Origin of the sequence: Bacillus cereus, from assembly GCF_002561295.1 — a bacterium.
GTDB classification, from domain to species: domain Bacteria; phylum Bacillota; class Bacilli; order Bacillales; family Bacillaceae_G; genus Bacillus_A; species Bacillus_A cereus_S.
In genome coordinates, this window is sequence record NZ_NTUG01000013.1 from 62200 (window position 1) to 88796 (window position 26597).

Sequence of the window (26597 nt, forward strand, 5' to 3'; positions counted from 1 at the left end):
CAATCCCTTCTTTCTCATATGTAATAAGGCCTCTCAACTCGTTCTTTTAATAACGTATCCCGCCTGCTCACGATCCCAAGCAGCACCGATTCCTTCTTCCTGCAACCTAAACTTCTGAATCCGTTCCGTCGCAGTTTTTGGGAAAGACTCTTTGAACTGAACGTATCGCGGCACCATAAAATAAGCCATGCGCTCTTGACACCAATCGATAATCTCTTCATGAGACAGCATTTCTCCTTGCTTTACAATCACATACAATTTAACATCCTCTTCTCCTATTTCAGACGGGACACCGATAGCTGCTGATTCAAGCACTTTCGGATGATTATTCACAACCTTCTCAATTTCCCAAGAAGAGATATTTTCTCCACGCCTCCTAATACACTGCTTGATTCGATCGCAAAAATATAAGTAGCCTTCCTCGTCTTGATAACCACGGTCTCCTGTATGGAACCATCCTCCTTCCATCGCTTCTTCTGTTTTATCAGGCATTTTATAGTAGCCTTCCATGAATGTTTGTCCTTGTAAAGCACGAATGAAAATCTCTCCGGTTTCACCAGTCCGGACTTCATTTCCTTCCTCATTCACAACCTTCGTCTCGACGTAGGAATACGGTTTTCCGATAGAAGGTGGTTTATTCGCGTTCAATGGATTCGTTACACAAAATCCTGTCGTTTCCGTTAATCCGTAACCTTCCACAATCCGAACGCCAAATCTCTCCTCAAACGGCTTCCAAAATTCCTTAGGCGTAGCGGCACAAGCCGTAACCCTTGCTGGATTTTCATAATCAGTTTCCTTTTCCGGTTGCTTACAAAGAATCGGAATCATAGACCCTAAAGAATTGAAAATCGTTGCACCATGCCCCCGAATTTCATCCCAAAAACGTGAAGCACTAAACCTCTTTCCAAGAGCAACCGTCGCATTAGAAGAAATAGCACCGAGTACTGTATGAGCTTGAGCGTTAATATGAAATAGTGGCAGCGCTGTAAATAAAATATCTTGTGAATTCGCGCCGACCATATAGGTAGCGAATGACTTTGCAGAATTGACATAAGCAGAATGACTTAACATGACCCCTTTCGGTAATCCAGTCGTTCCAGAGGTGTAAAGGATACTGTTGATAGAAGAGGAGGAAACAGATTCATTTGGAAGATAGTGATAATTTGTATGCAATACATCTTTCAATCCAATTACTGGCCGTTCTTTACCATCACCCATAGTGATTACGTTTTCATTATTGCCATAGACAACAATCCCAATTTCCCTTTTTATAAATGGCAAACAAGAAGCAATTTGAGGAACAAATTCTTTATCAACGATCATGAGCTTACAATCAGAGTGGGAAACAATATACTGCAGACCTTCTCCCTTTAAATGCACATTAAGAGGTACCGCAATTGCTCCCATAAAAGATAAAGCAAACCATACATCCAGATATTCAGGGTTGTTATGAAGCATAATACAAACTTTGTCACCTTTTTGAATACCGAGTTCACTAAATCCCGCTGCGGCCCTTGTAATTCGGTGATACAGCTCCTCATACGTAACCCTTTGTTCTTCAAATTGTAAATACACCTTATTAGGCGACTTGTCGATACTTTTCATAAGAAAATGCGGCAAACTCTGATTCTCCAGCACTAGATTCCATCCCCTTCCTATTAACATTCTTTTCATTTACATAGCAAGAGTTATGCCAAAAATCGACTCATTCCCCATTTCCTTATTCCTTCAAGGACAAGCCCCCAACCTCTCTTACATATCCACCTTCGCATGTCGCATTTATGCTACAAATGATAACAACCATGTCGCATATATAAGAAAGCGTCGCAAAAACGCGACAAATAAAAAAAGGGCCTATTCGCCCTTCACCCCGCATTAACGGGCAGTAAGACTCCTACCTCAAAATTCAGCTGAAGCGAAGAAGTTAGGCCGGAGATCAACTGCCCGTAAAAGCCCGATTGGTTCAACTAATAATCAGTGGGGGATGGACACCCCCACTGATTATAGTTTCACTTTATCCGATTCCGTATCTTTCTATTTTTCGATATAAACTGGCTCGATGAATTCCCAAAAGATCCGCTGCCTCTTTTCTATTTCCGGCTGTCTTTTCCAGAGCTCTCGCAATCACCCTTTTCTCAGCGGATTCCACTTCCTCCTGCAGTGAATAGCTTATCTCGTTCTCCCCTTGATATCCCTCACACTCCAACACTTCTTCCAAATTACTTTGCCGTAAATAAACAGGAAGATGATGCACGTGAATAACCGTTCCTTCCACAACATTCATCGCTCTCTCCAGCACATTCTCTAGCTCCCGAATATTCCCTGGCCAATTATGCTCCATAAAAATGTCCCTTACCCTGTCGTCTAACGAAAGAACGCTACTCCCAAGCTCCTCATTCAATTTCCGAATTAAAAATTCCGTTAAGTGTACCATATCTTCCTTTCGCTCTCGTAGCGGAGGAATATCAATCGCAAACACATGTAACCTATAATATAAATCCTCTCTAAAATCCCCTCTTTGCACCATTTCACGGAGATTTCGATGCGTTGCCGCAATAAAACGGACATCAATCTTTTGAATTTTCGTGCCGCCAATTCTTTCAATCTCTTTCTCTTGCAGCACCCGAAGCAACTTCACCTGCATGTCCAAAGACATATCGCCGATCTCATCTAAAAACAACGTTCCCTTATGAGCCAGCTCAATCTTTCCAGGCTTACCGCCCTTCTTCGCTCCGGTAAAAGCTCCTTCCTCATACCCAAACAATTCAGCTTCTAAAAGATCCCTCGGAATCGCAGCACAATTCAACCGAATGAATGCCCCATCAGCACGCGGACTCGCATGATGAACCGCATTAGCAAAAAGCTCCTTTCCCGTTCCGCTCTCTCCTCTTATCAAAACCGTAGAACGGCTTTTCGAAACCTTCAAAGCCATCATTTTCACTTCTTCCATTTTCGCACTCTCACCTACAATACTTTGAAACGAAAACCGTCCTTCCTGCAGCCGCTTCAACTCAGTTTGATAGTATGATAACTTCGATTCCATTTCGCGAATCTGATCCGCCAAAGCTTTAAACTGCTGGATATCATGAAACATGATTTTACCAATCGCACCAATAACCCGTCCTTCCTTCATAATAGGAATACGATTTGCAATAACATTCTGATTATTCACGCGCTGAATATGCCCAATTTCCACCTGTCCCGTCTTCACAATAACATGCATCCGCGTATTCTCAACAACCTCCGTACAATGCTTCCCAATCGCTTCCTTCGGATCATCAATCCCCAAAAATTGCGCATAAGCACCACTAAAAAAATTGATAATTCCTTTCTCATTCACCCCTATAATACATTCAGACAGTAAATTCAAAGCATTTTCATATCGGCTAATAGCACTTTCCAAAGACGATATGCTTTTCCCCTTATTTTCTAGAATGACAATCGATCCGTCTTCTTTCCCGCCTTGATAAATAGGAGATTCATTCACGATGAACACTTGGTTGCCGATTTTGCTTTCGTACTGATGCAAACTATCATTTTGATTCACTACTAGTTGTTTACGATTAGGAATGATTGTTGATATGTGTTTACCTGTTATTTCATTTTCCGTTTTGTTTAACATGCTGCAGAATGATGGATTGCTGAATGTGATTGTTCCATCTTGGTTTGTAACTGCGATTCCGTTATTCATTATCTGAAGAGCCTGGCTGGTTAATTGTAAATTTCCTCCTTTATCCATGTGCATTTGGAAGCCTCCCTATTGAATCTTGTGCTTTCTCGTGTGTAATATATCCATTTTACAACACCTTGTGAAATAGTTGGACGATTTCAAGCCAATATATGCTTTAGAGGTTAAGCTGGACTTTAGTCATCATGTACCTCAACTAAAAAGATTCGCTCCTGAAAACCACCGCGTTGTTCCGCTTTTTTGTTTCCGTACTTTTTCCACATCTTCAAGCGTTACACCTTCGTGCTGGGCTAGTGTGTTTATAAGTTCTAATAGATCGGCTGAAACCATTAAATTTTTCCACTTTTATTTTTATATAATACGTTACCTCTTTTAAAATTAACAAAAAAGAACAGGAAGACTACTCCTGTTCTTAATAAGGGCTTACTTATCATGTTAAAACTCTTTAAACCTTCTTGCTCGCTCTATTTTTTGCCGATTATTTTTCAAAGTTTCGTAGGCTGACTCTGACATCACCTGAAACTGCTCAGGTGTTATTATTTGAGTAATAGCCTTCGTCAATTCTTTTCCCTTATTAACACCTATTAATATACATAGGGTTGGCTCATCTTCATGTACAACTCTCTCCATTAGAAAACGTTTACGTTCCACAGCATCTTTAAAAATTTTATTAGAGGCGTTAAGTAAAAACATCATAATAACTGGTAATTTATCTACCCTATCCTCTTTTTTATAATTATAAGCCACATATGGAGTCCATAGCTTCTGTTTATGTAATAAAAGCTTTTGAGTTCTAGAGCTAATAAATTCTCTAACGTTGTCACGTGTCTCTGAATCTAATAAAAGTAGATACCTAGCAGCTCTAACACAGAGAGTATCTCTTGTATTATCTAATAATCTAATTAGTTGCTCAAATATAGGATCCATTTTTTGTTTTGGCTTTTCTATTGGTCCGAAAAACACTTCAAAGAAATTCTCTGAATCCTTTTCTATAAATTTGTTATTAACCTTTCCTGCCATATACATATCTATTTCATCTCTATGGCTTGAGATAAAGACATCACTTGCTTCTATCTCTTTAAGCATTTCACTTATATGCATTGAGTAATCATTGTATTCAAAATATAATCCGATATGATCCAACTCATCATTCGTCTTAATGTGGGGATTTTTAGTTGCAAGACTTCTTTGATATAAATAGTTCATAAAAATGCTAGGCGAATCAAAAATCTCAGGATACACCCTTAAATCATTTATTGAAACACACCAAACAGGTAACGTACTTTCCTTAATAAATTCCGTTTTTTCAATTTGAGCAGCAATTTCATTGAAATCATCAAGAGTAACACAGCATGCCTGTATAAACTTCACATTATCAATGGCTTTGATAAGATTATAACGTTTTTTATTTTCTTTACTATAAATATCTATTCGATTACTACGGTTATACTCGTCAAATAATCGCAAGGATTGTTCATAAGGATTTTGTGCTAAAGCTTTCAATGATTTTTTATAAGCCTCTTCATCAGAAAATGGTGATACAGGTGATAATGCTCCTCCTTTTACCTCGACAATAATCATTACATCATCAAACAAGACTAAACCATCGCATTCACACCATTCATTCTTACCATTAGCACCAACTGGAGCCTTATAATATACATTCCTAAATATTTGAGCTGTTGGAAGCATTTTGTTAAATAATCTAAAAGGAATTTCTTCAGACACTCTTTGTTGAATCTCCCCAACAACATTTATTAGACTTTTATCTTGCTCTCGTAATGCACGCATTACCGATCTATAGAAATTATCCATTAAATTATTAACAGAAAAACAATAATACTTACCTTTAATACATATAAACGGTCTATATTTAATAGGCCTTTCTTTAAACATAACCTTCGACAGTTCATTTAAAAACTCATCATTATCACCAGGTTGTAAAGTCAATGCTTTTATAAATTCTATAGGCCAATTCGTAATCTTCTGCACATCAAAATAATCTGCTATTTTTAATATGTTATCTGGTGTTAATTCATATGCCTTCTCATCAATAAGGCGACGCATGAACTCTGTTGTTCTCAAGCGTTCACTTATTGCCATGAGTCCTTTCACAATATCCTCAGCAGATACATTAAAAATATCCCGAAAAACCTTGTCATATGGTAGGAGTAAATCCTGAAAATGATCTTCTTCAAAATAAGGGTATAACGTTCCCGATACATTTAATTGCATGCCTTGCGAATACTTAATTAGCTCATCCTTTGGTACTGTATTTACATACATGTTCGCAGTAACAAAAAGTTTTTCTAAAGTATCTAAGAAAATCTTAAACTCTTCGGAATTTAAACCATCACCATTAACTGCAACGTTTGATGATACTATCATACTTTGTACTAAATCAATTCCCTTATCAAGTGAAGGATCAACATTCCCTTGTACAGCATCTTCGGGATTCATAACATGTTGAAAGAGATTAAATGCATACACGTGAATCAAAATTGATAACGGGTCAAATTTAGAAATCCCCCCCTGAATATTTACAAGTGATTTTATTATTTGTTCTTCTAATATGTCTGGATCAAATTGCATTAATACATCAGGTAAATTGTTAGTATTGTTCATATAGCTATAACTCCCTTTATATTAATTAATAAAACATCTTTTCTATATCCTCTTTAAATATATCAAACAAAGCGGTACTATTTATGTCACATAAAAGAAATCACAGGAACTTTCTTCCTGTGATTTCTTTATAATGTATATCCCTTATTTATTTTAACTACATGTTGCAAATTTTCATTAATCGGGCCTGTTATTCTCCACAATCGTTTCGCTAGGAAAATATTGCTTGATTCATGTATAAATCGTTACTTCTGATACAACATACTCGTCGTTTAATTCTTTAACAAATTAGTCTGGATGCTATAAAACAAGCATTGTTTAAGTCTTCATTAAATCACTTATTTGCCATATGGACACTTTCTCTTTGAAATTCATTGTAAGGGCTTAGTAAAGTTATATCCATATGACTATATCAACTCCACTAAAGCGCCCTATTTTACCTCTTCTTGCATATTCTCATCTACTTTATCTTTCTTTAATAACCACTCGATAAAAGATGTACTCAAAAAAATCATGGATGCAATTACAAAACACGCTATAATAACAAAGTTTAACCTAATTGAAAACAACATTGTTACAACACTTAATAACATACCGAATATAAAACACGCTAATCCAAAATATTCCCATCTCTTTCTTTTTTCTAAACCTGTCCTTTTTGCTAACGCCAAATAAGCGAAAACACATAGTTTATTTATAAGAAAAATTAAAAATACAAATGATAATACATACTCTAAAACTCTCATAATAGGTCCTTGAAATTTAATAAATATGATCTTACTTATATAATTCATCCCAATTAAAATGATTAAACTAATACTTATCCATGCCATGAACTGAAAATAAAAACGTTTATCTTTTTTTATAACTTTAAATTCTTTTATTACTTGATTAACCTCTTCAATCATTGATCTAATATGCCCTTTAATAGATTCCATTTTTTCTTTTCCATTACCAGCATAAATAACTATATTTTCTTCATACTTTGACAATTCAGGATCATGAAGTTTTTCGAACAATTTCTTGAAATAAGTGATAACTTGCAAGCACGCGGCAATTAAAAACAGAATGAATACATATGAAGCTATATCTTCATGTCCCTGTTTTAAATTATTTAGTACATTCTCTTTCGAAATAGCATAACTAATCCCGATATTAGCAATAATTAGCACCGGAGACATTATCAATTCGTTGATATCTCGTACATCTTTTTCCACCGGAAAGGAATAACACCCCGCCACCGCTAATCCAACAGATAGAATTATAGAATATATTTCAGCAATTTCACCATTAATACCGAATCCACTAAGAAACTTTAAAATCATGTGATACATGATATATATAGATACACCTGTAATAGCATACGGGACAACTATATGTTTTATAAAAGAACTCATTGTAGTGAATTTGTCTTTTATAAAAAATGCAGTTTTTAAGAATAGCATTGGTATATTTAATGTTCTTGATGATAAATTTAGAAATAGCATTACACCACTTAACACCACAAATATTTTAAATGAAATGTACCAACTACTGTAAAAACTTTTAGTGAATACAGATAATACTACTGAAACAAATAGCGCGCTAATTACAGATAAAAACACACCAAATACGCCATTACACACTAATGTCACAATTAATTGATAATTCCATTTCCGTCCTTCATTATACATTCTGATTTTCTCAGCACATATCGCTGTCGCTTCTAAAAAAGCGCGCTTAAATTCTCGAATCATTTTATCATCCCCTCACCATTATTCTCCATTTCCAAACTGATTCCACAATACAAACTAACTTTAATAATTTTTATTAATAACTTATAAATATATATTCATCATATCAAAAAATACGGCAATCATAACGTCACTTTTATCCTAAATGTTAGTTTTTAAGGGATTTATTATAAAAAAGAACTCCAGCTCATTCAAATATCTCTTTGTTGAGCTAGAGTTCTTTATATATCTACATGCAATAGTAAGTATAATTTATATTTTTACATAACTTTTCATTCAAAACGAATCATATAACTTCAACAACTCCCGCCCCTCTTCAATGATTTCCTCTCGCAAAGATTTCGGCTCTACTATTTTTACAGAAGCCCCCATACCCAAAATCCACTTCTTTATCGATTCTTTCCCACTCATTGTTGCGCGAAAGCGAATACTACCATCAGAATTAAATTCTATAATTTGATTTTCTCCCCAAATCGATTCTGGTACAGACACAGAAAATGGTGGATAAATAAGTAATTCTATCTCCAACGGTTCATTCATAATACCGAATCTTGGGAACTCCTTTCGAATATCAAATTCCTCAGGGATTGTATATGTATCATAAACTATTCGAATATCTTTCATCCGGGACAACTTGAACATACGTGTGTCATTTCTCCGATCACACATAGCAATACAGTAAAAAAATTCATTATAATGTACAAATCCATATGGAGCAATAATGCGTTCAGATCTTTCACCAGATCGTTTTTCATACTGAATTTTCACTTTACATCTTGTACCAAATGCTTCTTGTAACTGTAAGTATTTTCGATTCTCATCTGAAAACTCATAATTTGGTTTGGAACGCTGAACAAAATAAATATGACGATCTCGATCTTTTTCCAACTTTCGTAATGCTTTCAGCTTATCCAATGCTATTTGTGCATCGTCTGAATAAATTGCATTTCCTTTAGATAACAACTGTTCAATTGCAAATGTTAAAGCACGTAATTCTTTATGAGACAAATTTCTAATTGGGAATAAAGATGTATTGGAAATATAGTACCCACCCCCACGTCCTCTTTCACTTTCAACAAAGATTCCTGCTTTTTCAAGCTCATCCCGATAAATGCGAATCATACGTTCCTTAACTTCAAGCTCATCTGCGAGTTCACTAATCTTCATTTTCCCCCTGGCGTGAAGAAGTTCTATCATACGGAGAACATTGCTTAATTTGCTCATAGTTTCCTCCCTTTTAACATCACTATCAAAAAATTAGAACAGAGAACGCACACAGTTCTCTGTTCTAAAAAACATCTAGTTTTAAATCCTCTCACGTATATACTGCATTATTTCTAACCTTTCCACTTACACTCTTTTACAACTTGATTATTTTGTATAACATACGTATAAACATCAAACGGTAATTCTTCCAAATCTTGCTGGTGGTTAAGTGATAATGTAAACCTCTCATCAGCTGTTAAAATAATACAACGTGGATTTCCATTTTCATCTTCACTCATGAAATCTATTAATGATAGATTAGAATATACTTTGACGTTTTTACGATGCTTTATCTTCTCATATTCTGTAATCATTTCTATATAATCGCTCGATAATAAGCGATAGGTATCTGTGCTTTTAGGTATCAGCGTTACTTGCACCGCTTTATAAGGTGGCATAACATTTACGTTTCTCTCTCGTTCTACCTCTCCGAGACGACTTTTACGACGGTCTTCAATATCTAGTAATTGTGCTTTCATCTGATTAATCAATGCAGAATTACGGTTATCTATATTTTCATTGCGATACTTCTCTAACTTTTCCATTGTATTTTGATATTGTGAATCAAACGCACGACGTAAAAATTGCATTTTTTTATTCAACTGCGTTTCATTCATTATCACAAAATCTTCCCGCTTTTTCATGACATGATCCATCGCTTTCATGAACAAATTAGTTTCTTGCTCTTCTTTTGGAATCGCTGTATCAAATGAAGAGCCGTATAACCAATATGAATCTAATTCTATTACATCTCCGTTTTCTCGTCTTGCAAAATACACAATATCTTTATATAGTTCTCTTCCTGTTCCATCTGTTAATCCGATTTCATATCCTTCAACTTCTAATCTTTCTTGAATCGGAAACGGGATTTCATAAGTAGGAATCGCTAATCCTTCTGTCTCTTCTTTCATAAGCTTTAATGATAAAGAAAACAACGGATTATCATTTAGGATCAATGACATTGTATCATCCATATATTTTTCTTTACTTGTAAAACGATATGAATCCTCTTTTCCTTTCAACGGGATGCGATGATTTCTCGCAAATTCACGAATTGATTTTGGAATTCTCTCAATACGATACATCTGATTATTTTGTGAAGGATATACTCTAACTCTATGGTCACTTAACGTCTCGGCAGTAAAATCTGCATACACTCTTATTGGGACCTTTTGTACTGCAATCTCATATTGTTCGCGCTGCATACCAGGCAAATCAATACTATCCATCGCAAGGCGTTCTTCTTGAGCAATTCTTAGCAACTCCACATATTCTTCAGACAAAGCTTGGTCCACTTCTTGTTTTATATCTTCTAATCGCTCTCGATTGAGAACAGCATGCTGCATAAGTGTAGGTAAATCTATCATTCGATCTTCGAGACGATCTCCTATAAAATCGTAAACAAGGTCTTGTCCTAAATCATTTTTCATTTTGTCCATTTTTACTAAAAGAGTATGTAGTACGTCACCTTCACGCGTATTGCCAGCCACTAAGTTAAATACGAACACTTCATTTTTTTGTCCAATACGATGTATACGTCCCATACGCTGCTCTAATTTATTTGGATTCCATGGAATATCATAGTTCACCATTTGATTACAAAACTGTAAATTGATAGACTCTCCACCCGCATCCGTCGCAAGCATAATTGGATAATCGTTTCGGAACAGCTCCACTTGTCTTCTTCTTTCATCCATAGAGTATTTCCCAATAATCTTAGCAATACGTAATCCATGTGTATTAAGACGCTGTTCTAAATAATGCAGCGTATCAGTTGATTCCGTAAAAATAAGAATCTTCTCTCCTTTTTGCAAAAGGCCGTCTGCACCAAACAATGTATTTTCAAGCTCTATATATTTACGTTCAACGTAGTTTTGGCGAATATGACCCGAATAATGAATAAGGCGCTCTAACTCTGCAATCTCTACTTCAAGCTCGCGTGGATCAATTGTATCTATACTCTCCTCACTGTTTTGTTCTAGCAGTTCTTGTTCTTCGAGTGTTGCTTCCTCGTAATCCTCTACAGATATGTCCACAAGATCAACCTGTTTTTGCTCCATCTCTTCTAACAAGGTTACCAATCGTTGATGACGGCGCACTAAAGATAAATGAACCGCTTCTATGGAAGAACTTAATCTTCTTTGTAATAACATCATCGCAAAAGCAGTACTATTATTCCCTCGATTCATCGCGCGATTAAAATGTACCTTTACATATTCGGTTACAGCTTCATATAGTTCTAATTCTTTATCTGATAAATTATACTTGATTGTTTTTGTTGTACGCTTTGGAAATAACGGCGTACCATCAAATTGCTTCAAACTTTCTTTTAAACGGCGAATAATAAACGGGTTCGCTTTATCACGTAGCGTTTCTTTAATCCCAATAGAAGAGAAAATATCTGGATCAATCAGCCGCATTAAATGACGAAAGTTTTCCACATCTCCTTTATGAGGAGTCGCGGTCAGCAACAAAGCATGTTCACTATGCCGAAGAATTACTTCCCCTAACTGATATATCTTTGTGCGCTTCGTTTTTTTATTTTTACTTCCTGTTGTATAGGCTGCCATCTTATGCGCTTCGTCCACAATAACCAAATCAAAATCAGCTTCCATTACAAGACTTTTAATATCATCCCGTGACGCCCAATAAAGAGAAGTTAATATACAGTTCTGTTCAACAAATGGATTTTTACCGCTATATTCCTCTAAAGTACGACGCGTCACAATCGTAAATTCTTCTCCAAACTTTTCATATAATTCTTGCTGCCATTGTTTTAATACTAATGGAGGAACAAGAATTAAAATCCGATCCGCACTTCTTCTTGCTTTCAATTCACGAATGAGCATTCCTGCCATAATCGTTTTCCCTGCTCCTGGATCATCTGCAAGTAAAAACCGTACAGTTGGTACCTGCAGCATTCTTCCATAAACTGCTTCAATTTGATGTGGAAGTGGAAGAACATTTTTATTTCCCAATGCACGAGACTTTGAAAATTTCCGATCGATTAAAAGTTCCTGATATAACATATAACGCTGCAATTGCTTTGGAGACAGCAAAAGTTTTTCAGGTGAAGCATTTGATTTTTCAATAGATTGCAATTGTTCTGGAAGTACAATGACTTGATAGTACTTATTGCTGTCTTTTCCGTATGCCTCAACACGATAAAAACTGCCTTGTATATCTTCACATCTTTTTATTTCCACTATCTCGGGCCATAGCGGCCCTTTGACAATATCGCCCACCTCTAACATACGATTCCTCCTATCAATAACATTTCTATATTTCATTATAGCAAAAAGAAAAGACCTTCCAATGTTAGAAATAATCGGAAGGCCTTTTACATATTTAAATACTATATAACTTCAGTTCAAACTCTTCTTCTTTGTACAACTCTGTCGCACGCCCTGAAACATCCTCTAAGCGCAGTACACAAACATCGCCAGTTTTATAACGATCTTCAAGGAGATGGAACACAGCATCCGTCTGACGCTCTGCTACTTCTCCTTTAGAATCAAACACAATTGTTAATTCATTTGAAATACGCTCATTGTTCCGATAAAATGCTGCACACAACGTTCTTGGATATAACTCATTTGACACTTTTTCCTCTTGGAAAAATGGCACGATAAATTGATAACTTGTAATAACTTTTTGAATGGAAGCAACTCGAACATCTACAAGTTCTTTTTCTGTCTTACGTGCCTTTCCTTTTAACTGACGATACTCAATTAAAGGAACTATACTTTCTTGTGGCATTGCTCCCCCGTGAACAAAGCGTAGTCCACCACCAGCAGTAAAACGATTTAACCCTTTGGCAATAACCGCTTCTTGTTCTAATCCTAAATAGTTTAAAGAAATCTTTACTGTTCCTTCAGGCTCTATTAAATCTTTTCCAATAGCAAATCGACGATTCTTATCGAAAACATCACCTTTTATATTTTCTGTTTTTTGATATTTTTCTACCTCTGAAGATTGATATAAGAAGCCATGATCACTTGTAATAAAAATACGCCCAGCTTCATACGTACTAGTCAGCTTTCGAACAGCAATCTTCACACGTTCTATCGTATTTTCAACTGCTTCATACGTATAACCTTCCGTTTTACCAGAATCACCAATCGCATCGATATTATCATGATATAAATAGACAACGCGTTTTCCTTTAATTAATCCGAGGCCATCTTCCTTACTCAATCCAATAAACTTTTCCATTTTTAATGCAACGGAATCTGGTTCACGAGATTGTAAAATCTTATTTCGATTTTGTAATCCTTTTGTAGAAATTTCATCTACATACACCGTACCATCATTTGCAATATCAGATATTTTTCCAGGTAATAACGCAGCCATTCCCAGTTGCGTATATGTAGGAAGTGATGCCTGCATTGGAATTAATCTTACTTCCGTATTCAAACGCTGACTAAAACTATTTGTCAGCTCTTGTCCAATTTCATAACGAAGTGCATCAGAAATAATCACAAAAATACGCTCTCTTGATCCTTCCACTAGCGGACGAATCATATAACGATAAAAGTTTTTCTGCTGCATAACATCATTAATCGGCCAACTCTCTTTTAGCCTAGTCTCTACTATCTCATCTGTATAGCGGCCTAACTCCACTAAATACTGATTTTCATACCAAAACGTAAATCTCTCCAGTAATTCGCGGTATTCATCTAAACTAGATTCATTTACATAATGTACTTGAAGATGGCGGTATGCTTGATCGACATTGTAATATTTCTCTGTATAAAACGTAAACCACTCTTCTTCACTCTTTGGTGCATCATCACGCTCAAATATAGCTCTCCACTCATATACACGAAGAGCCTTCTCTAATAATTCATACTCCCTATGAAAACGCGTCTTATACCAATAACTCTTACTTCGTTCCGTTAAAATGCTCTTCCATTCTGTTACCACAATCGTTTCATTTAGAAGAAGCTCATGCAACACATCAAGAATTTTACGTTCTACTACTGCAAACGTATCGCATCGAAGGAAAGCTTGATATGTATGTTGATCTATTGATTGTGCAACATGCCATTTTGGTTCCAACATGTCTAGAATTTTCTCTAGTACATCCCGTTCCTCAGACTTTAACCAGTCTTCAACAAACACTTTACATATATTCGGAACTGTTGACTCATACTTAAATGCTAATACCTTCGCATCTAAATATGCAGCATAATGCTGAAACACAATCGTTTCCATAATTTGAGCTAGACGGTTATCTTCTTGTTTAGAAATTCCAAAATACTCTTCAACGAACGTATAGAATACTTCCTTATCCAAATACTTAGCAATTTGTACAAGAACTTCATTTGTATCAGACAAACTTCCACCAGCTACAACACTTTTTAAAATATCTTGTGGAGTAATACTTTTTGCATTACATAACACAGCAAGCATCGTTTGTTTCACTTGCTCAACTGTCGGCTTATTAGGAAGCAACTTTTGAAACTTCGCTACACGTTGCTTATTATCAAAGAACTTCGTATGTTCTTCTAAAAATGGTCGAATCGCAAGATGATCTAAACGTAATTCTTTCATTCGAATCGCAATCACATCAGCTTGAAACTCACCGTAACTTCCGCTATATAACAAAATATCTAATAAAAAGTTTTCTCGATCCTCTGGTTTCGGAAATGGAGCATAAATTAAATACGAATTATCCGTATCCTCTTTCTCCAATAAAACCTTTGTGCGGAAAGCATTATGTTCGTCTAAATAATGCACTTGAATATTTTTATGTTTGAGTGCTTCTTCTATTTCTGTCGCATCGCGATCTTCACTCTGTGCATCATACCAAAACACAAGTGAACGATTCGCACCTTTATTTTCTTCTTGTTGTTGATGAAACAGTCGAAGTAACTCTTCTATGATATTCATCAGTCACCAACTCTCACTAAACTTATTGTCCAACTCCTAGAATAAAAAAGAAAAGGACGATTGTAAACAACTCAAATAAAAAAATGGATAGAGAGCACGCTCTATCCACTTTTTATTATTTAATCTTCGCAAGCACGCTTTCAATCTTCTTGTAGTTTACAACTACTCCATCATCTAAATCAAGTGCAATACGTTGATTTGCAAGTTCAGCCATCTTCTTATCAAAATCAATAAGCTCGTCTTGCTGTGCTTTAAGTATCTTTAGTTGCTTATTATATCGTTTCTTCATTACAGTTGTTAAATCCGGATTTACAAGGTCTTGTTCCAAACGTTTTTGTTCCTGGCTTAACTTTTCTTGTAAGTTTTGTACATAAGAGAAGCGCATTGTCGCTAACGTTTCTGGTGTATAGCGATGTAAGTAGAACAATGCTCGGAAACCTTTGTTCTTACCTGAATCTGCCATCCAATAAATTGGACGCTTTTGATACATCTTACAGTGATCACTATAAAACTCAGCAAAAAAATAACGGCGAAGACGCTCAACAGGTGTCTCATTATCGTTCATTGTAAGTGACTCAGCTAACCAGCGAAGATTCTCAGAAAGTGTATCTTGCCCACACATAATAACCAGTAATTCTTGCAAACGAGTCACCACATCATCTTCAAAATACTCTATATCTGTTACTGGAATAATCCCATCGGAATCTGGTTGGAATGTTTTATACTTACTAGTATCCCACTCTCCACCTGCATATGCTAAACCTTCTACATCTAATGAATAACGTCCCATCATAAGGCCGATGCAATAGGATAAGAAAGATTTAGCGTCACGAACACGATCAGCACGTCGTACTGTTACTTCTCCATCCGGTACTTCTGGTGTTAGTTCGTCTTGTAAGCCGTATAACTCGATAAAAATTCTATTAAGTTCTTCTTCGTTTTGTTGAAGTTGACGGAATTGCTTTTCTGCATGTTCTTGCCAATTTTCGTACCATTGTTCTAATATTCTAGCTTGTCCACGGCAAGTAAGGAGTGGATGCTTTTGAAATTCCCATGATGTTTCGAAGGAATCCCAATCCCTTTTGGATAAAAGTATAGAGTTCTCTACTAATTCATCTACCATAACTTTCTTCTCTGAATCTAATTTAATTATAGGAAAATTTTTTATATTACCAGCTGTTAAATTCATTGTAGGAGAGAAAACTTTAAGGAATATTTTTGCCACTTTGGTATTAAAAAAAGCTAATAGTTGATTCTGAAAGTCCTTTTGATTTAAAAACATAGAATCTCCAGATTGATCAAATATAAAACCCTCTGGTAAAACTTTCAAACCTAAATTAGATATTCCTATGCGCTTCCATGAGATCCCCTTGTTAAAAAAGTATGCCTCATTCCTGATTACACTACTTTTTTCATTTTTAACTTTTTCTCCATTATCTTTCCAAAAGATAACGCTATTATATTCTCCATACCACTTTCGAAATTCTCCTCCCATGTTATATCTAACCCATTTTAGTTTCATATTTATATCATAAATATTTGTTTCTTTTACACTAACCTCAAACCAATCCCTAACATATTTCCCATTGTTTCCTGTCTGCATACCAGTACACGGTAAAGCAAACTTATCTACAGTATTGTTACGAAAGATGTTCATCACTGATAAACTTAACCAATAAGCAATAGGTGAACCAGGTATTTTTTCATAGCCCTTACTATTAGTGGTATAACGATAATTAACTATATTATTAATAGCTTCTTTTACCTTAATGGGCTGTAGACTTGCACCTTTAAAATCTTCTAGACAAATATATTCTCCGACAGGCGATTGATCCTGATTTTGAATCACAAATGTACAAATAGGCACATGCGCAATCTCATAGCATGCATGGTATTCAGGTTGTATCAAGGAAGAAATACTGTAATTATTAATAATGTATCTTCGTAACCTCTCATGAGAAGTTATGAACATCCAAGTAAATGGTGTCATCATTCCCACAAAACCATTCTCTACTGTCATATTTGTACAAGCATAAATAAATGCCGAATATAAGTCTGATTTAAATTCTTTATAATAATTATTCATAAAGCTCTTTAAAACAGAATTATATTTATTATGATAAGGCGGATTAGTAACCACCACTTCATATTTTAAAGCTAATAAATATGCTTGCTCTAATAAAGGCCTTAATTTCTCTATTAATTCAAGAATATAAGCTTCCTCTAATAAATCTGTTGTCTCTAAGTTATAAGATTCGATGCATTTGATATATTCCAAGTATACAGAAGTAACTTCTCTAGGAACGATTAATGACCCAAACTGCTTCGCATTTTCAAATTGCTCTTGCAAAGAGGCCACCCAGCTAATATCTCCCACTTTTTCTGCAAAGAAGGCCAATGCTTCTTTAGAAATTTTTTCACTATCTACAAATTTATGAATATTTAACTTTAGATTGTTTGCTTTTTTTAAGAAACGGCGATATTTCTCCTGTCCCTTCATCATTAATGCAAAGCTTGCCATTTGTACTGCACGTTTATCAATGTCCAGACCATATAAATTCTTTTCCATAATTAATCTTGGTATATCACGTTCCGAGTATCCTGCTTCTATATACATATCATATAGTAAATCGAAGGCGTAAACTAAGATATGGCCTGATCCACAAGCAGGGTCAATTAACTTTATTTCTTCCAAAACTGTAACATCTGGAATAGGTAGTTTCTCAGATGATTTAAGATAGTATTCCCACTCCTTTACAAGATTGTTCTCTGGATTCCACTCATCGTACAATTTACCTAGCGAGTTTTGTACCATATATTGTACAATCCATTTTGGTGTGAATAACTGAGTAACAACAGGTAAGTCTTCTTTTTTTACAGCATTATTTTTAAGCCCACCAACCTGTTCCTTTTTCTCTGACATATAGAATTGGTAGAGCCATCCAATAACTTCAACTTCTTGAAAATCCTCTTCATCTAATTGAGTGACTAATTGATTAATAAGAGAGTCTGCATGAAGCAGAGATTCTGGTAATAATAATTCCGTATAGTCCTCTAACTTTTCAAATAAGAAATCCATAATCTCATTTAATTCATTACACTGTGCAACTAACAACTTACGAAATGCTTCTTCTCGATTTCCTTGCGTTAATAAAGAAGCGACTTCTTCTTTATTAACTGGTAAATCCGTATATTGATACTCCGTTAAAATATCTGGATCGACTTTCCCTTTCGTTTCACTAGAAAGTACACGCACTTTTGATGGAAGATAGTTATGTACTTCCATGTAACGAATCGCAATCAGTCTGTTAAACCATGTGTATGCTACTTCTTCAATTATATTATCGTAGCCTTTTGTTTCAATTTCTTTTAACAGCTTTTGAATACTGTTTTTATAAGTTGCTGGATATTTCTTTCCGTTTATTTCTACGTAGTCCGCACCTGTTACAAGCACAGGAGAGCCTTCGGGTGTGATCCCAAAGGCTTGTGCTCGTAATGCGATTTGTTCACGAAGTTCGTTGCGGGCATAAACCGCAAATTCCTTTAGCGCTTTTTTGTTCATCGCATTTTTCTCCTTTATTTTTTAATCATTACTGTTTTTCTTTGATTTAATTCTTTACTTACTTCATCTTCAAGTTTTTTCAACCATTGTTTTAAATCTTGACTGTTTTTAATTTCAAACTGACCATTTGGTAATGTAGCTGACATCAATTGCGAGACGCTCATTTCCACAATTTCAAATTGATCATCAACGTCTGGTTCATCACCTATATACTCTTCATATAGCTCCCGAACTTTTTCTTCCAAACGGCGGTAGTCATTGTTTGCCATTTGTGTATATGTGTATACACGCGAAATACTCTCAAGGTCTTGCATTTGTTCAATGCGTTGCTGTAATTCAGCTATTTTCTCTTGAACTACTGCTTTGATAGAATCTATATCCTTATAACGTGTTTGTAAGCTCTCCATATCACGACGAATTGCTTCCATCTGCTTCAATTGTGTACCAATTTCCCGTTTTACAAAATTAGAAAGTCCTTGTTTCAATTGCTCATTCAAAATTGGCAAGTTAGGAATCTGCTTGTATGGATTATCGCTTGTTAAGATATTTACAATGCTATTTTTCACTTTTTGCACTTCTGCATCATGCTGCGCTACGTCTAAATCATCACGACGTTCTTTTAATACGTGTACACTTTCTTTAAAATGACGAATTGCATTACCATTATAGAATGAGTTTAAATGCTGTACATCTTCTGACCATTCTTCTAAATCCTCATCAAGCTCAATAAACTCTTCTATAAAGTTTTCTTGCTTTGTGATAGACAATAAATCTACAATGCTATTTTTAATTTTAGAGAGTGTAATACCACCCGGATATGGATATTGCTGGTCCTCATGTCGCTTCGTATCTTGCATACCCTTGATTGGCTCCATGAAGTGTTTCTGAATTTGATCACGAATGTTTTTCGCAACTTCATCGTACGTTTCACCAATATCATAGAAGTTGAACAGTTCACGCATTGCTTCTACAACTTCTTTACGCACACGTGGTGGTATGCCGATTTGCGCCTCAATAACGACTTTTTCTCTTTCAGAAGCCTTCGTGATTCGAGCGATAAACTGCGAGTTCATTGTATCAAAACTTTCATTTAAGTACATCAGCTTAATTTTTTTATTATAGAGAGCTGCTGCAACCATACCTGCAATATCATTTTCGCTCCATCCGTACGGTACATCTTTAAATTTCTCTACTAACAATTTCATTGTAACAATTTGTCTCCCGCGACTTTCCTCTAAGAAGCGAACTACTGTGTCATACGCTAGATGATTTTCAAATGTACCATCTAATCTTGCCGGAAGTCCTTTTGTTGCCCAATCAAAAAGGACTTCATTGGCATTTTTCACAGGTACCGGTTCATCAATATAACTTAAATAGCTATACGTATTTCGAACTAAAATCTCAAATGCACTTTGCAATTGACTTTCTAATGTACTCTTAAATTCGTAATCTTGTCCTTGAATAAAGTATTTTGCATTTGTTGCTGCTTCCACTAACGCTTCTGTTGCCTTCTGTTCAAATTGACCAATTTGTGCACGTTTTTCATCTAATATTCGTTTTTGCTTTTCCGTTAAACTTGTTGAACTCTTCTTATTAGCAAATGTTTGAATTTTTTGCGCATATTGCATTGGCTCAAAGAATTTTTCTGCATAATGATCAGGAATATACATAATCATTGTTCCAGAGTTCGCATCTGCACGCGCTTGTTCTTCTGAAACATCACCTGTATACACTTGAAGTGTTAACGCATTTGTTTTTCCACCGCGATTATATGTGTCAAATGCCTTATTAAATTCAAAATCATGCGTTTTTTGATAACGGTACGATTTTATTTTTATAATATCTTCATAGAACACTCTGCCTAATGAGTCAACAATATTTGCCTCATTTACATGTTCATTTTGAATTTCACGGTTAATTTCCTGTTCATCATCACTCAAGAAGACAAATGTCCGGTCTGCATTCTTAGCAATCAACATTTTTTGATGAAGACGGCTTAACGACTGAATTACTTGTTTTTCTAGTTCATTTTTAATGCAATCTACACTATCTACAAGCAATGTTGTAATATTTTCAACTGTCGCTTTTACTTCATCAATACCTTTAATCATGAATAATACTTTAAGCACTTCCACATCAAACTCAGTAATACCGTCACGTTTGCCTGCTTCAATAATCGTAGATGAAACGGATGTGCTTAAGAAACGTTTAACCGTTTCATAGAATTGAGAGAATCGAGCTAATTGGTTTGTATCTTCATCTTTTAACTGGATTGCAACTTCCTGGAAGGCATTTAGTAAAGAGCGTTCCCCTTGTGATAAGTGAGCACCTGCTTCTCCTTGTCGGCGAACCTTATTGAATACACGTTGTAATAATTCTACTTGATACGGAACGAATGGATAAATAGATGCATATTCATCTGCATGTTTGAATCCATTTTGAAGAACACTTTTATCTTTTTCAAACGTTAGTGTGTTGTTTAAACTTTGACCAATTTGATCAAAATCAATTTGCAAACGGTCTGCTGTTGCTGGTGTTTTTTCTAAAAGACGACGTTTAATAACTTCGTCTGTATTCGAACTTGTAAGATGAACTTTTGTCGCAAATCGGCCTTGGATTTTTGAAAACTTCTCCATTCCTTTTATTTTTGTTACAGCATCGATTTGTTCTTGAGATGTAACAATAACCCAAACTTTTCCGTGACAATGGTTACCTAAATCTTCTGTTACCGTTTGAAGATTTAACATTAAATCAGAATCATCACCAATATACTGCCCAACTTCATCTACTAAGAATGTCAATCGATAATCCTGCCCTTGATTTTCCACATGCTTAGCAACTAACTTAGCAAAGTCATCCGAACTCATTTCAAAGTTCTTATTAGAAGCAGCTAACACAGTTTCTGCAGTATCTTTTGTATACCCTAATTGTGTTAATGCCTCAACAAATGATTTTTTCTTAAATAACAAACGCGCACGGCTATCTACCCATTTTGTACCATCTATCTCTTCAAAACGCTCAACAAACTGACTATAAATACCCTCTTCTGCAAGTTGTCTTTCTAAATTAGCAATCCATGGTGTGGAAGAGTAACCTAAGTGTTCATTAAACACTTTTAAGAACACATCAACAATCGTTGCTTTTTCCTTTTTTCCACCCGCTGATTTAGAATCCACGTTGAATAAAATCGATTGGCTCGTATAATTTGCAGATTGCTGAAGAATATTTAAAAGCTCCTGATCATCAGTCTTCTCCACAAAAAAATCTACAGCTCGCTTGCCATATACTTTTTCGTTGTTTAATAAGTACGATAAAATTTTTAAGAAGTGAGATTTACCGGATCCGAAGAAGCCAGAAATCCACACGCCCATTTTCGTTGTTTGATTCTCAAAGCTATATGCATAATTTTTAAAAAAATACGCCATATTCTCGCTAATTTCTTTTGTCATAACGTACTCTTCTAATTCATCTTGAATAACATCTTCATCTCGCTGTCCTGCTTGGACCACACCATTAATTTCACGATCAATTTCTTTTTTAAATAATTCCTTAATTGTAAAAGAGTCCTGTAACATACTTGTTTCTCCCCTTATTCTCTATATCGAAAACGCACGATAATATCCATTTGATTCAAAACGATTGAATAAGCTCAACCCTTGTCCCGTATACTCTCCTGGGTAAAACATAATAATTGGTGTATTTGTTACTCTGGCATGTAATTGGTTTAAAAGTTCTTGTGTACTTACAAGTTGAAAGACACTGCCTATGCCTGTGACAAATACCATTTGTGCATCTTCAGCCTCTTCCCCAATGCGTTCTACCAATTGCTCTTCTTCTAAAGTTGGAAGAATTGCTTCGAATAATTCTTTCGTTCCTTGCTCTTCTTCAAATTGTTTTAATCCCTCTATACCACCAATGTCTTCAAACAGATCAATGATCATGTCAAATAAATTTAAAACCTTTACGTTAACATGCATTTTATCTGCAAAATATTTCACTGAATTTCTAACCATTAGTTCATATTCAGGATTGTAATCAAACACAAAATAAGGGACTTCATTTCCAAGTCCACGCATCTCTAAAAAGTCATCTTTTTGAATTTCTTCAAAAAAACGATCCAATTTCTTTTGAATTATTTCCACTTATACCACCATCAGTCATTTAATGTAAGAATAAGCAAGTCATTATACTCGGGATCCTTCTCTACATATTCCCTCAGTTCTTTACTTAGCGGAATCGATTTAATTTCATACTCATTTCCTTTTTTCACAAGGAGTTCTCCATCCACTAAGATCTTTAATGTAACTTGCTTTAGTTTATACTTCGTTTGGTCCGTCCAGTTTCGAACTTCTTCATACTGTTGACCTTTTTCTTCAAAAAAGGTCATGACATTTCCTTCTGTCACCGTATTCTTAAAGCGCCTTAAGTTATAATGAATAACTTCTAACACCAAATCACGCGGAAACTTAAAGTGCGTTAAAAACGCATATAACAAAATAGCATTATTATCAGAACGTGAACCATTCACTAACATTTCACGCAATGTATCATTCAACTTTTCCGCTCTTCTATACACACGTGGAAAAATATCTTTCATTGCCGCTTCACTACGGCAATGAAAGAGGTTCTCTTCAAATACTTTATCTTTAATAGCTTGCTTTGACATCCCTTTTAATTGTAGGTCTGCCACAATCTTCACTTCATTACGATATAAATGCTCGGCTGTAAACCCGCCAGAATATACTTTCATTTCTATATCACAACCCTTTAATTTCTATTCCTGTAGCTTCTTCTTTAATTCTGCCCAACGATGCCATACTTTCAACCATGCATAAAAGTCATAGTAACGTTCACGATCTTCTTCAAATGCTTCCATGACTACCTCTTCTTCCTCATCGTCAAACAAACGTAACGTATCTTCTTGCTCTACTACTTTCATCTTTTCCACTTGTGGTTCGATGTTTGGATTAGAAATATCTGTGATTAACCAGTCTTCAAAAGATTTTCTTGGTTTTGGAGGTGCATTCGGATCACGATCCTCCAATAACGGTGATATGTTACCACGATAAAACATATGTAAATCATGGTGTGCACGTGTGATGGACATATATAACATTTTAGCGTGTAATGTCTCATCTTTAAAGGTTCTTTCACTTACATCGTGCATAATAACCGCATCAAATTCCAGTCCCTTTACTAAATACGATGGAATAATAACAATTTTTTCACATAGTTCTTGTCTTCCTTCTAAAATAACTTGAATACCATTTACTCCTCGGCGCCCAAGCTCATCATACGTGTCGATAGCTGATTGTTTCGTATCTGTTAAAATAGCAATCGTTTTATGTTCCTTTTCTTCAAAAGTTTGAATAGAACGTACCATCTCATCATACAAATCTCCAGCGCTTGTCACATTTTTAATAGAAGGTACAGCACCTGGACGATTCACCGGAATTACAAGTGGAAAATCATAGTTACTATTTAACAGCACACGGTTTGCCATATCCATTACTTGTCTTGTAGAACGATAACTCGTCTGTAGATGCAGACGCTTGTACTCTTTTTCTTTAAATACATAGGACTCAATCTCTTCCCAACGATCTAACCCATAAAAAGAGAAAATCCCTTGCCCAATGTCACCTAGAATTGTCATCGATTTCGCATAATCTTTCATAATTGCAAGTTGGAATGGACTATAATCTTGTGCCTCGTCAATGAAAATATGCTCATATTCCAACTTTTTACCGTTAATCTTCGCATCCAAGTAAATAAGCGGTGCAATATCTTCATATGTAAATTTTTCTTGTTTTACTTGTCGTCCATTTTTCAAAAGCAAGCTAAGCAATTCTTGTTCTATATCCTTATGGAACGTATCAAATACTTTCTTTTGGAAAATAGATTTATACATAAGAACTGCAGAAATATGCTGCATTTTCTTCACATATAACTCAATTTCACTTTTCATTTTTTCTCGGAATACGTTCTCGCGTAATTCTTTTGCTTTTTCTAATGCTTCATAAATTGCTTTACGCTCCTCTCCTTCTGGAAGCGTAATAACCCACTTTTGATATGCATCTTCAAAATCTTCTTCAATTTGTTTTAGCTTTTTCTTTGTTTCTGCAATACTCCAATTTGTAATGACGTCTTTTACTTGTTTCATACGAACATTAAGTGGCAAATGTTCTTTCGTTTGATAAAATTTATGGATTTCGTCTTTTTGAAGCATAACATCTGCTCCAATAATGATGCTACCATGTGGGATCATTGTACTTCCGATATATTCTACGAAATCATCTAATAGCTTTTTAAAACGAAGAGACCCTTTATATTTAGAGATTTTTATTAAATCTTCTTTATTAGAAGCAGCATAAACGTTCACATAATGATCATGAAGTTCTGGAATGCTATTTACATCTGTAAAATAAGTCGATGCCCAATCATAGAATGTACGTTGTTCAATACCGTCTACTTCAATCTCGGGAACAATATCTTTAATATATGATAAGAAAATTTCGTTTGGTGCCAAAATCAAAATATCCTTTGGTTTCACTTTTTCATGATATTGATATAAGAGATAGGAGATACGATGAAGAGCAATAGTCGATTTTCCACTACCTGCTGCTCCCTGGACAATAATTGTATCTTTTAATGGTAAACGGATAATCTCATCCTGTTCTGCCTGAATACTTGAAACAATATCTCTTAATTGATGAGATTCTCCTGTATTAGATAAGATTTCATTTAAATAATCATCCATATATTTTACTTGTTGGCCATCTTCCTCTTCTACAATTCCACTTTTACCGATTTCATTTACACTAACGATATCCCCATCTTGAATAATGATACCTCGTTTACCAAGAATCTGAACTGGTTTACTCTGATCGTTTCCAATAGAGAAGCGGGCTTGTACGCCTTGATAAGCATTGTAAAGCTTCCCTAAATCAGTACGCCAATCTACTACAACGAGCTCTCCGTCATCATCAATACCTTTTTTCCCTATATAAATAGTTTCTTCACCATATTCATCTTCAAAATCAAGTCTGCCGAAATAAGGACTTTTTCGAGCCTCATTCAATTTCTTTATTTGTTTTTGTTTTACTTCTTTTAAGCTCGCTTCCACTTGTGAAGTCACTTCTTTTTTTATCGCATCTTGCGTTTGATCTAATAAACTATCAATCACATTTACGGTCTTATCTAAATACTTTTGTTCTTCTGTTATAAGAATAGTATTCATCGCTCATCACCTTATATTTTATTACATACAATTATAATATAAAAACATGTGTTGTTATAGGATGACTTATAGAGGCTATAAACCACCTTATGCATCCGTAGGTGAATTTTAGTTATTACATTAATAAAACAATATCAATTAGTATCTTAATAGTATTTTATACTAAAAAGAGGTATTATTTACGTCACTTAATTCTAAAGTTTTATGGACAATATATAACATACTCAAAATGTGATGGGAAACAAATAGACAACCCCTATAATGACAAAGTTCATAGATTTGAGGGGAGAACTATTAAAATTTGTTCTATATAAATGAAGATTGTGGATTTCACAACATATGCTTTTTAAAAGTAAACAGGGATTAATCACCGCTGACTCCAGAACAAAGGGATGGTATAAAGCGCGGTTAAAAAATAGACCTTTATTATTATGGAGGACTATAATAATAACCGTTATTAGTGGACACTAAAAAAGATCGCCCCGGTAGAATACCGAAACCATCTTTTTTAGTGCTTGATTTTTTAGGGTCTTTTTATTAAACTGTCCATTTTATAGGGTACAGTTCAGATTGTGAAGATACTTTAATTAA

12 protein-coding genes and 1 pseudogene are annotated in these 26597 nt (G+C 35.1%); all 13 read right to left on the reverse strand.

Going from position 1 to position 26597, the window contains the following annotated elements:
• Window positions 1-33 precede the first annotated feature (33 nt).
• Entirely contained in the window at window positions 34-1638 is a 1605-nt protein-coding gene (locus CN373_RS10750) for an ATP-dependent acyl-CoA ligase (protein ID WP_098359286.1), read from the reverse strand.
• A gap of 376 nt (window positions 1639-2014) precedes the next feature.
• Entirely contained in the window at window positions 2015-3745 is a 1731-nt protein-coding gene (locus CN373_RS10760) for a sigma 54-interacting transcriptional regulator (protein ID WP_098359287.1), read from the reverse strand.
• 119 nt (window positions 3746-3864) lie between these two features.
• Window positions 3865-4009 (reverse strand): annotated as a pseudogene (locus tag CN373_RS10765) (nucleoside triphosphate pyrophosphohydrolase); the annotation flags it as partial.
• Between the two features lie 114 nt (window positions 4010-4123).
• On the reverse strand, window positions 4124-6313 hold the full coding sequence (locus CN373_RS10770; protein ID WP_098359288.1) for a hypothetical protein: 2190 nt from the start codon (window positions 6311-6313) through the stop codon (window positions 4124-4126).
• Window positions 6314-6744: 431 nt separating this feature from the next.
• Complete coding sequence (locus CN373_RS10775; protein ID WP_098359289.1) at window positions 6745-8049, reverse strand: teichoic acid transporter; 1305 nt, start codon at window positions 8047-8049, stop codon at window positions 6745-6747.
• Window positions 8050-8322: 273 nt separating this feature from the next.
• Window positions 8323-9270: a helix-turn-helix transcriptional regulator gene (locus CN373_RS10780; RefSeq protein WP_098359290.1), complete on the reverse strand. Its 948-nt coding sequence runs from the start codon at window positions 9268-9270 to the stop codon at window positions 8323-8325.
• Window positions 9271-9383: 113 nt separating this feature from the next.
• Complete coding sequence (locus CN373_RS10785; protein WP_098359291.1) at window positions 9384-12566, reverse strand: DEAD/DEAH box helicase; 3183 nt, start codon at window positions 12564-12566, stop codon at window positions 9384-9386.
• 94 nt (window positions 12567-12660) lie between these two features.
• A complete protein-coding gene (pglZ, locus tag CN373_RS10790) occupies window positions 12661-15207 on the reverse strand; it encodes a BREX-1 system phosphatase PglZ type A (RefSeq protein ID WP_098359292.1) in 2547 nt (848 codons plus the stop codon).
• Between the two features lie 115 nt (window positions 15208-15322).
• The gene (gene pglX, locus CN373_RS10795; RefSeq protein ID WP_098359293.1) at window positions 15323-18769 is read right to left on the reverse strand and encodes a BREX-1 system adenine-specific DNA-methyltransferase PglX; all 3447 of its coding nucleotides are present in this window, start codon (window positions 18767-18769) and stop codon (window positions 15323-15325) included.
• A gap of 14 nt (window positions 18770-18783) precedes the next feature.
• Window positions 18784-22344, reverse strand: a complete 3561-nt coding sequence (brxC, locus tag CN373_RS10800; protein ID WP_098359294.1) for a BREX system P-loop protein BrxC — start codon at window positions 22342-22344, stop codon at window positions 18784-18786.
• A 21-nt stretch (window positions 22345-22365) separates the two neighbouring features.
• On the reverse strand, window positions 22366-22911 hold the full coding sequence (locus CN373_RS10805) for a DUF1788 domain-containing protein (RefSeq protein ID WP_240519106.1): 546 nt from the start codon (window positions 22909-22911) through the stop codon (window positions 22366-22368).
• Window positions 22912-22922: 11 nt separating this feature from the next.
• On the reverse strand, window positions 22923-23519 hold the full coding sequence (locus CN373_RS10810; RefSeq protein ID WP_240519107.1) for a DUF1819 family protein: 597 nt from the start codon (window positions 23517-23519) through the stop codon (window positions 22923-22925).
• Between the two features lie 24 nt (window positions 23520-23543).
• Window positions 23544-26006, reverse strand: a complete 2463-nt coding sequence (helD, locus tag CN373_RS10815) for an RNA polymerase recycling motor HelD (protein WP_098359296.1) — start codon at window positions 26004-26006, stop codon at window positions 23544-23546.
• Between the last annotated feature and the right edge of the window lie 591 nt (window positions 26007-26597).

Excerpts from the sequence above, each read along its gene's own strand:
- CN373_RS10760 (WP_098359287.1), bottom strand. The coding sequence starts at position 3,745 with ATGCACATGGATAAAGGAGGAAATTTACAATTAACCAGCCAGGCTCTT.
- CN373_RS10810 (WP_240519107.1), bottom strand. The coding sequence starts at position 23,519 with ATGAAAGTATATTCTGGCGGGTTTACAGCCGAGCATTTATATCGTAAT.
- CN373_RS10775 (WP_098359289.1), bottom strand. The coding sequence starts at position 8,049 with ATGATTCGAGAATTTAAGCGCGCTTTTTTAGAAGCGACAGCGATATGT.
- helD (WP_098359296.1), bottom strand. The coding sequence starts at position 26,006 with ATGAATACTATTCTTATAACAGAAGAACAAAAGTATTTAGATAAGACC.
- CN373_RS10780 (WP_098359290.1), bottom strand. The coding sequence starts at position 9,270 with ATGAGCAAATTAAGCAATGTTCTCCGTATGATAGAACTTCTTCACGCC.
- pglX (WP_098359293.1), bottom strand. The coding sequence starts at position 18,769 with ATGAACAAAAAAGCGCTAAAGGAATTTGCGGTTTATGCCCGCAACGAA.
- CN373_RS10770 (WP_098359288.1), bottom strand. The coding sequence starts at position 6,313 with ATGAACAATACTAACAATTTACCTGATGTATTAATGCAATTTGATCCA.
- CN373_RS10785 (WP_098359291.1), bottom strand. The coding sequence starts at position 12,566 with ATGTTAGAGGTGGGCGATATTGTCAAAGGGCCGCTATGGCCCGAGATA.
- pglZ (WP_098359292.1), bottom strand. The coding sequence starts at position 15,207 with ATGAATATCATAGAAGAGTTACTTCGACTGTTTCATCAACAACAAGAA.
- brxC (WP_098359294.1), bottom strand. The coding sequence starts at position 22,344 with ATGTTACAGGACTCTTTTACAATTAAGGAATTATTTAAAAAAGAAATT.